Origin of the sequence: Pediococcus damnosus, assembly GCF_001437255.1 — a bacterium.
GTDB lineage: Bacteria > Bacillota > Bacilli > Lactobacillales > Lactobacillaceae > Pediococcus > Pediococcus damnosus.
This window is the reverse complement of record NZ_JQBD01000076.1, coordinates 1-9,265: the sequence shown is the minus strand read 5'-3', so window position 1 is coordinate 9,265 and position 9,265 is coordinate 1. Positions and strand designations below refer to the sequence as shown.

Annotated in this window: 6 protein-coding genes and 1 pseudogene; 1 reads left to right on the top strand and 6 read right to left on the bottom strand. The window is 39.8% G+C overall.

Annotation, left to right across the window (positions count from 1 at the left end; all coding sequences use genetic code 11):
- Positions 1-151: 151 nt before the first annotated feature.
- The 3 genes and pseudogenes from IV84_RS08435 to IV84_RS08425 form a co-directional block, all read right to left on the bottom strand.
- The gene (locus IV84_RS08435) at positions 152-868 is read right to left on the bottom strand and encodes a gamma-glutamyl-gamma-aminobutyrate hydrolase family protein (protein WP_046872281.1); all 717 of its coding nucleotides are present in this window, start codon (positions 866-868) and stop codon (positions 152-154) included.
- A 173-nt stretch (positions 869-1,041) separates the two neighbouring features.
- Complete coding sequence (locus IV84_RS08430; protein WP_046872282.1) at positions 1,042-2,697, bottom strand: peptide ABC transporter substrate-binding protein; 1,656 nt, start codon at positions 2,695-2,697, stop codon at positions 1,042-1,044.
- Between the two features lie 413 nt (positions 2,698-3,110).
- Positions 3,111-4,555, bottom strand: a pseudogene (locus IV84_RS08425) (glycoside hydrolase family 1 protein).
- A 197-nt stretch (positions 4,556-4,752) separates the two neighbouring features.
- On the opposite strand from IV84_RS08425, the gene IV84_RS08420 reads away from it, so the two are divergent.
- Complete coding sequence (locus IV84_RS08420) at positions 4,753-6,609, top strand: FAD/NAD(P)-binding protein (RefSeq protein WP_046872283.1); 1,857 nt, start codon at positions 4,753-4,755, stop codon at positions 6,607-6,609.
- A 383-nt stretch (positions 6,610-6,992) separates the two neighbouring features.
- Here IV84_RS08420 and IV84_RS08415 read toward each other — a convergent pair whose 3' ends face one another.
- The 3 genes from IV84_RS08415 to IV84_RS08405 all read right to left on the bottom strand — a co-directional run bounded on the left by IV84_RS08415 (position 6,993) and on the right by IV84_RS08405 (position 9,157).
- Positions 6,993-7,505: a hypothetical protein gene (locus IV84_RS08415; protein ID WP_046872284.1), complete on the bottom strand. Its 513-nt coding sequence runs from the start codon at positions 7,503-7,505 to the stop codon at positions 6,993-6,995.
- Between the two features lie 134 nt (positions 7,506-7,639).
- Complete coding sequence (locus IV84_RS08410; RefSeq protein ID WP_046872285.1) at positions 7,640-8,254, bottom strand: histidine phosphatase family protein; 615 nt, start codon at positions 8,252-8,254, stop codon at positions 7,640-7,642.
- Positions 8,255-8,323: 69 nt separating this feature from the next.
- Positions 8,324-9,157: a YitT family protein gene (locus IV84_RS08405; RefSeq protein WP_046872286.1), complete on the bottom strand. Its 834-nt coding sequence runs from the start codon at positions 9,155-9,157 to the stop codon at positions 8,324-8,326.
- Positions 9,158-9,265: the final 108 nt, after the last annotated feature.

Below are 9,265 nucleotides of genomic sequence, written 5' to 3'. Positions count from 1 at the left end.
TCTCCACCAATACGATTTGACAGAGACCCTATTTTTCGGGGTAATATTCCTCTAAAGCCTTGGTACTCATAGGATTAACGGCTTTTTAATTTAGAAAGTGACAAAGTGATGAATTTGAAACATAACATTTGACAAAGAGATTTGCTCTCGTTTAGAACATCGTCATATATTTTTTGAAAATAGCCACCATTTCTGGCCTATCTAACATCATCTCTGGATGCCACTGAACACCAAGAAGTGGCCGACTATCATCAATGGGTGCCACAGCCTCAACCACACCGTCTTCTGCAACCGCCAAGGAAATTAATGACTTTGCCAAATCATGAATCAACTGATGGTGTAAAGAATTTACGAGCACATGTTCACCCAAAACACGCTTCAATTTGGGTTTGACCGCAATTTGATGTGTGGCAATATTTCCTAAGCTTTCGGGTGCTTGATCGTGCTGAACTTCAACGGACCGTGACATTAACGATTGATCTTGATATAGGGTTCCACCTAACGCAACATTGATCAGCTGCATTCCGCGACAAATTCCTAAAATTGGCTTACGTTGAGCCCAAGCCAACTTAAACAAAGCCAATTCAAATTCATCACGCTCTAAAGAGGTCTTTTTTAGTAGCGGACTTGGATCTTGTTCATACAGGGCGGGTGTCACATCTTGGCCACCAGGTAAAAATAAGCCATCAATGTTTTCAAAATAATCTGTTGCCAATTCTGCCGATTGAATCGGAATAATGACTGGTAACCCACCCGCTTTTACAATTGCGTCAACGTTTCCCTGAAACGTATAAGTTGCATGATTATGATAAAAAATAGTGGAATCGCCGGTAAACACATTGCCAACAATGCCAATTCTAGGTTTCATGTTTTTACTCCTCCCGTTCGCAATTCTTTTTTTAGCTTGTACACCAGACTCTTTTTTTGCTAGACCACAGGACAACTTCACAAGTCAGGCAAAAAAATATAAACAAGGTTCGCAGCGGGATGCGATCCCGCTTCCACCTTGCTTATATTTTTTCACCTACCGACTTGTTTCGTTCACTTTTCTAAATAAGCCGTCTTATAATTCCACTGTGTGCCTGCCGTATTGTGGATAACACCCTTTAATTTTGGATTTATCAAGAACGAGTAATTTGTTTGATACAATGGGGCAATTGCCGCATCCTTAACAACCAATTGGTCGGCCTTAATCATATCATTCCAACGTTTACTCTTATTGTTGGCATCTTGATTCTGGGCCTTTTTGATCAATTGATCATACTCACTATTGCTCCACTTACCATAATTGTAACCACTATTCGATTGCAGTACCTGCAAATGAGAGATTGGATCCGTGAAATCCGCTCCCCATCCAGAAACATAAATATCAAAGTCACCCTTTGCTGCTCGTGAATAAGCAACCTTATCAGGAATATTTACCAAATTAACCTTCATTCCTGGTAATTCTTTTTGCAATTGAACTTGGAAATATTCAGAAATATTCTTATCATCATTGTCATTAGTTGACATCAACGTCACACTAAGGTTCTTTTCACCAATTTCCTTCATACCCTGTTTCCAAAGTTTCTTAGCCTCTGTACTATCATAGCTAACAGTTCCTTTCAAATAGGCTTCATCAGCAAAGTCCTTGCCTGTCTTTGGATCTTTAGCTAAATCAGTTGGTACAAAGCCCCTTGGCGTCGTCGAAGCATCCCCAATAACTTTATTAATTAATTGCTTACGATCAATTGATAATGAAATTGCCTGACGAATATGTTTATTGTTCATGGCCTTGCGTACCTTAGAATTTGAAGCCTTGAAATTAAATGCCAAGAATCGTGTAATACTGTATGGCACTGTCTGGTAATCAGGATTATTCTTGAAGTTTTTGATTTGTTCGCTTGAAAGCTGGGCCATATCTAACTTTTTGGATTGATACAAGCTCAAAATTGTCGACGGATTCTCATTAACTGAGTAATTAATCTTGCTCAACTTAACTTTCTTCTTATCCCAATACTGGTCGTTTTTCACAAATGACCAATGATCATTAGTACCCTTCCAACCTGTCATCTTGAAAGGACCTGTATAAACCATGTATTCGGAAGTTGTGGCGTATTTACTGCCATATTTGTCAATTACTTTTTTGCTAACTGGTGAGAATAATGGGTAAGTCATCAACACCTTAAAATAAGCAATTGGTTCATCCAAGTGAACCACAAATGTATGGCTATCTGATGCTGAAACACCCAATTTCGATGGGCTTAGTTTACCCGCATTAATTTTGTCAGCATTTTTAATGCCAGTAAATAAGTATGCATATTGCGACTTGGTATTTGGATTCAGTGTTCGTTGCCAAGAATAAACAAAATCTTGAGCCGTAATTTTCTGCCCATTACTAAACTTTGCATTCTTCCGAATTTTAAAAGTCCATGTTTTACCATCTTTTGAAACTTTTCCAGATGAAGCTAATCCAGCAATTGGCGTTCCATTCTTTCCTAAACGGTACAAACTTTCAAAAACATTTCCTGTTTGTCCATAACCGGTAGACTTCGCAATATCAATCGTATCAAGCGGTGCATCCGCCGATAAATTAAGTACTTGACTCGATGCTAAAGATCCGTTGCTTGCCTTATCGGAGCTTTGGTTACCACAGCCTGCGAGCACCAACCCTAGTGCAGCAGCAAACGTGGTTAAAATTATCCATCTTTTTTTCATTATAATAAGTCTCCCCTGATTGAATTTTCTATGTGTTGAATTCGGTGACGCGAACTTCATTTAACTTCAAATTTTTATTTAAACACGGACAGCCTGGTGACATTCAGCATCATCCCCTTCTTTTTTAACAGAAAAAAACCGACTAACTGCATATGCAATTAGTCGGCTCAACTTTTTAACCTATTACGAGTATTTCTAGGCAAATGTTGGCGAAAAATAATTACAATTCGCAGATACGCAAATAATCATGTTGTTTTTTGAGCAACATGGCATACAACATTCGATTTGCATTTCTGACTTCATCATAATTATCTTCCTTTCTGTTTGTTCTTTCCAATACCTAGAATATCTAATTACTTATTGTAAGTCAAGTAAAAACTGATTTCTTTGTGATTTTGATTATGCGCCAATTACTAGCTCAAATCTTCTCCATTGCTTGCAATCACTTTTTTATACCAGTAAAAACTCTTCTTGGGTGTCCGTGAATAATCGCCCGTTTGATCATCGTGCCGATTTACGTAAATAAAACCGTAACGTTTCGACATTTGTCCAGTACTTGCCGAAGCCAAATCAATGCATCCCCACGGTGTATAGCCAATTAAATCGACGCCATCATCAATGGCCTCTTTCATTGCAGCTACGTGGCCTCGTAAATAATCAATCCGATAATCGTCCTTAATCGAGCCATCTGCTTCAACTTTATCATAAGCACCCAAACCATTTTCAACAATCATCAATGGAATTTGATAACGTTGATAAACTTGATTCAAGTATATTCGCAGACCCTCTGGATCCATGCTCCAACCCCAATCACTATACTTCAAATAAGGATTTTTGGTTCCAGACAACATGTTGCCACTTACTTTTTCTTGTTTTTCAGGATGAACTGTCACTGCTCCAGATGAATAATAGCTGAAACTATAAAAATCGACGGTCCCTTTCTTCAAAGTTTCCGCATCACTTGGATCCATGTCTAGCTGAATGTCATGTTCGCGCCAATACTTTTTTGCAAATGCCGGGTAAGCGCCGCGGACATGAACATCCCCGCAATAAAAATTATTCATTTCCGTCTGTTGTTGTGCCAATAAAACATCTTTAGGGTCTGGCGTTAATGGATAAACTTCGGAACCGGCAATCATGCAACCCACTTTATTTTTGGGATTAATTTCATGGGCCAATTGCACAGCCTTAGCACTGGCCACTAATTGGTTGTGGACCGCTTGAAAGGCATTTTGAACCATTTCATGGGAACTGGATGCAAAAATTGAATCACCATCTTTGACCGGTACACCAGCTTGAATAAAGCCACCGCTAAACATCAGGGCTGTATTGATTTCGTTAAACGTCAACCAAAGATGGACTTCATCCTTGTACGATTCGAAAAGAATCCGACAATAATTTTCAAAGAAACCAATCACTTTCCGATTTAAAAAGCCACCATATGCTTCTGTTAAATGATAGGGCACTTCGTAATGTGAAATTGTGACTAAGGGTTCAATCCCATATTTGTGGCATTCTTGAAAAACCTTATGATAAAAATCAATCCCCGCGTGGTTGGGTTGCGCGTCATCACCATTTGGAAAAATCCGTGTCCAGTTAATCGATAAACCTTAAAACCCATATCTGCCAGTAATTTAATGTCTTCTTTGTAATGATGATAAAAATCACTAGCTGTGTGGGAAGGATAATAGGCGCCACTCTCCACCTTTGCCGTGAAATGACGTGGCTTTTCTAACGTGCCACCTGTTAAGAGATCTTGAACACTAACCCCTTTGCCATCAACATCCCAGGCTCCTTCAATTTGATTAGCAGCCGTTGCGCCGCCCCATAAAAAGTTTTTTGGAAATTTTGTTGTCATGACTTTTCCTCCTCGTATTCAGTTAACACTTAAGATCAGTTTACCCGTTTTTAGAAAGCGCTGTCAAATTTTGATCACGAACTCTATTTTTCCCTACCTACTCAGGTTATCAAACACACTTATATCGTTAATTTTGACGCTTTTGTGATACGATATGACCATATAGAACTGAAAATAAAGAATACAGGTGATTTATCATGAAACTTGCTTTAATTGGCGCTGGGCCACGTAATTTAATGGCTTTAGAACGACTGCTGGCTTGGAATCAACGGATGTCGGTTAACAACTTGGAAATCCATCTTTTTGATCCAGCTGGCATTGCCGGACGCGTTTGGCAGCCAGCTCAACCGCACGAACTTTTGATGAATTCCCTAGCAGCTAAAATCACACTGTTCACCGATCATACAATTGAAATGGAAGGCCCGACAATTCCAGGGCCGACACTGCTTGAATGGGCACAACGTTCTGGAAGGGCCTTTATTGCTGATCATAATTATAAAAATAAAGAAGCGTTTTTAAGCGAAATTAGTCATCTTTCAACCAATAGCTACGCAAGTCGTGGTTTATATGGCGTTTATCAAGAATGGTATTATCAACAATTACTGGTAGATCTCCCTGAAAACGTGACCGTTTCTTTTCATAAAGAACGCGTCACTGGAATCCAACGTTTAAATGACCATACCTATAAACTAAATTTTGACGATGCTGCCGAAACTTTTGATGGGGTCTCAATGGCATTGGGAGAAGGCCTTGCTGAAGCTACCGACTCTGAAAAAGAATTGGCGGATTTTGCTAGCAGAAACAACTTAATCTATTTGCGTAGTGGTTACGCTGCTGAACAAGATTTCGATAAAATTCCAGCCGCTTCTGCAGTGTTACTCCGCGGATTAGGCTTAAACTTTATGGATGTCATGATCATGCTAACAACTCATCGTGGCGGAACCTTTCAGCGATTGGATGATGATACACTTCGGTATAAACCATCAGGTAAGGAGCCAAAAATCTATGCTGGCTCCGGACGGGGCTTCCCTTATCATGCTCGCGGATTTGATCAAAAAGCGATTGGTGAAACACGACCGCTTTATTTCCTATCGAACCAACTTGTGGACCATATGATCGAAAATCAAGAACAGATGAGTGGCCAGAAGTTTTTGGATTTAATTCATTCAGAGGTCGCATGCACCTACTATACAAAGTTAGTTGCCCAAGCATACACCGGGATTAGCGCGCATGAATTTGAACGAGCTTTTCAAAAAGATCCGCTCTCATCACAGGTTTTGGATGACTATGGTATTGCCCAAGAAGACCGTTTAGATATAGAAAAATTAGAACATCCTGAGGGTGATGCGCAAACTGCTCAAGATCTTCAAAAAGTCATGATTCAATATTTGGAAAAAGATATTGCCGAAGCTAAACGGGGTAATAAAATAAGTCCGTTTTCCAGCGCAATGGAAACTCTTCGTGAATTACGCACCAATATTCGTAAGGTTATTACCTACAAACTCATTTCTGATGATGATTACGCTCGCTACATTTTAGGTGGTTTTAATAGTTTAAATAGTTTTCTGGCAGTAGGGCCGCCAATTTTACGGTTAGAGCAACTCTTGGCATTGATTAAAGCTGGGGTGGTTAAAATCCTTGGGCCAAAATTAACTGTTGAAATGAAGCATCACCATTTTATCGCTTATTCAAAACAATTTTTGGATTACAAAGTGGAAACGGATGGGATTGTTGAGGCAAGACTGGCATCGACAGATATCCGCATGAGCACAAATCCACTAATTCAAGATTTGTTAAAGAGCGGAATGGCAAGACCGTACCAATTACATTTCAAAGATGACAGTACCAAGCAGTTAGGTGCTATGGACGTCACAACTGAAACGGCAGAAATGATCGACAGTGATGGCATTCCGGTACCAAATGTTTACATTTGGGGAATCTCAACGGAAGGTCGCCATTGGTTAACAAATGGTAGTCCAATTCCAAGTGTAAATGATGTGCGCTTAAGAATGGCAGATACGATAGCGAATCAAATGCTAAATTATAGTGAGTGAGACAAAACGGTAAGAGGCTGATCATAAGTGCGACGGATGTGGGATCGTAATCCCACGGGAGTCGTGCTTATGATCAGCCTCTTGTTTTGCCGAGCTGTCCTCAAGCTCAGTGGAAAAAGGCAGGTGAAAAGTGACGGCGGTGGGATCGCAATCCCGCCAGAGGTGCACTTAGATCTTGTGGTTGGCTTTGTGGAGCTGTCCTGAAATAGTGAGTGAGATGAAGCGTTAAGAAAAACCACATAAGAGATCCGGAGGCGGGATCGCATCCCGCTGTGAGGATTGCTTATGTGGTTTTTCTGGCTTTATCGAGCTGTCCTAAGATAGTGAATGAGAAAAAAAGAACCCAAACCAGTCAACCTAACCGATTCAGACTCCTCTGCCTATTACTGTAAATTAACCCTCACAGTGCGTGACTTACCATCTGATTCTATAATTTGAATCTTAACCTGATCAGTTCGATTCCTGTAATCATAGGTCAAATCCAGATCGCGAACTTTTTCACCTTTATCAATATCATCATCACGATCAACCGAACTCAACGTTTGACCGGCCTGAGTAACCTTAACTTGACCAAAATTAGCAAACGGCGCTTTTTTCTCAGTCTTTGGTTCCCAAGAAACTTTGACTTCCAGTTGCCCATCATCTAATTCTGCTTCAACTTGATGAACTGTAAACTTATTAAATTTCCAACTACTATCTAATAACGACATTTCGTCATCACTATTTAACGTTCTTGACGAGCTAGATTGGCTTGATGCCGCACTTTCTTTAGACGATCTTGAAACAGAACTACTTGATGAATCGTTAGTTTGATTTTTATTATCAGTATTATTAGAACATCCACCTAGGAAAAGGAATGCGGAAGAAAGAAGCAGCAATAAGGTTGTTTTTTTCATGAGATTCTCCTATATATGTGAGTAAAATTGGCTGGCAAAAGTTAAATACAGCTTTTAAACTTGTCAAATTATTCTAAAAAATAGTGAATATCAGTTTTATTAGTTTTTCAAGATCACAGACTTCCTGCGTTCACTTATTCGAACACACGACCATAATAGTATAAGGCCTGCTGATCACCCGATTCGATTTCAATTTTAGTGACACTACAATTTTGTGGCTCTTTAAAGGCTAATGGATCTGTAGCCTTAACCGCATTTTGGGCAAAACTTCGCACCGTAAAACCGTGTGTGACAATGATTATTTTCTGATTTGGATATTTTTCCTGAATTTCGTCCGTAAAATCTGCAACCCGTTTTTCAACATCGGTAAACTGTTCACCATGGGCTACCTTGTAATACTCTGGATAGACAGCATTGCTACCAGGAATAAAATACTTCTGATATTTTGCCTTAAGGTCGGCATCATATTGACCATCCCAATCGCCATACGAAATTTCAAGCAACCGATCATCAACTTCAACTGGCAAATGGCGGCCCGCGTTCAACAAGTTGGCCGTATCTTTAGCACGCGTTAGTGGGCTCACAATCAACTGATCCGCAAAACTAACATCAAACCGATCATGTAAATTTTGCGCCTGTTTGATGCCATTATCATCCAGTTGTGATGGTGCGCCGTCAATCTGGCCTTGCTTGAATCCCATTATGTTGCCACGTGTTTCGCCATGGCGGACGATATAAAGTTCTGTCATATTAAATCTCCACTCGTCTATAGTTAATAATTTAATACTACAGCTATTATGCGAGAATTGAAAACCCTTTTACATATTACCGCCCCGAACCTCAGCAATGTTATAAACTAGTGCAAAGGCATCTGGTGCGATCGTATGAATTTGGTTCAAAATATGTTGATACTCTGAATTTTCCACCACGATCATTAACATTTGTTTCTTGTCACCACTGTATCCGCCTCTAACATCAAATACCGTGAGCCCTTTTTCCATAATTGTCACTAAACTATGTTGCACCTCATCCAAATTTCCATCGCTCATGATGTAAATAACTTTTTTCCGATCCAAACCAGTTTCGATATAATTCATGATAAACATGGTTAAAATGGATGAAAGCGCCGCGAGGAAGAAGGCTTCAAAGCCAGAAACAAAAATATTAAAGAAACAGATTAGCCCATCCACTGCCAGTAACCCAAAGGATGGTTTTAAATTAAAGTATTTTTTAAAAATCAACGGTGGTACCGTGGTCCCTCCGCTTGAAGCATCGAATCGATAAAGAATCGCCACTCCTAACGCAAAAATTGCGCCACCCACGATCACCGCCAGCAACCGATCATTTACCAGCTTAATTTGCGGTGTTATTGCCAAACAAATTGGCAAGATCAAACTACCAAACGTAATCCGTGCTGTCGTTGCTTTGTCAAGGGTAAAATACGAAAGTACTAACATCGCCACGTTTAAAACTAGGACGACGATGGACATATTGAATCCAAAACTCTCGTGTAATAAAATCGCGATCCCGGTCGTCCCACCTGAAGCTACGTTGTGAGGCGCATAGAACATGTTGATTGCAACGGCAATAATCTCCAGTGCAACCAGAATGATTACCATCTGTAGTAACCAATGAACTTTTAGTTTTCTCATCACATCACCTTACTTTCTTAAAACTCTATTTGTTAATCCTATTATTACAAATTTCCACTCATAAAGCTAATGATGTGTATAATTGTATGTGTCAAGTTTTCCTAGGTG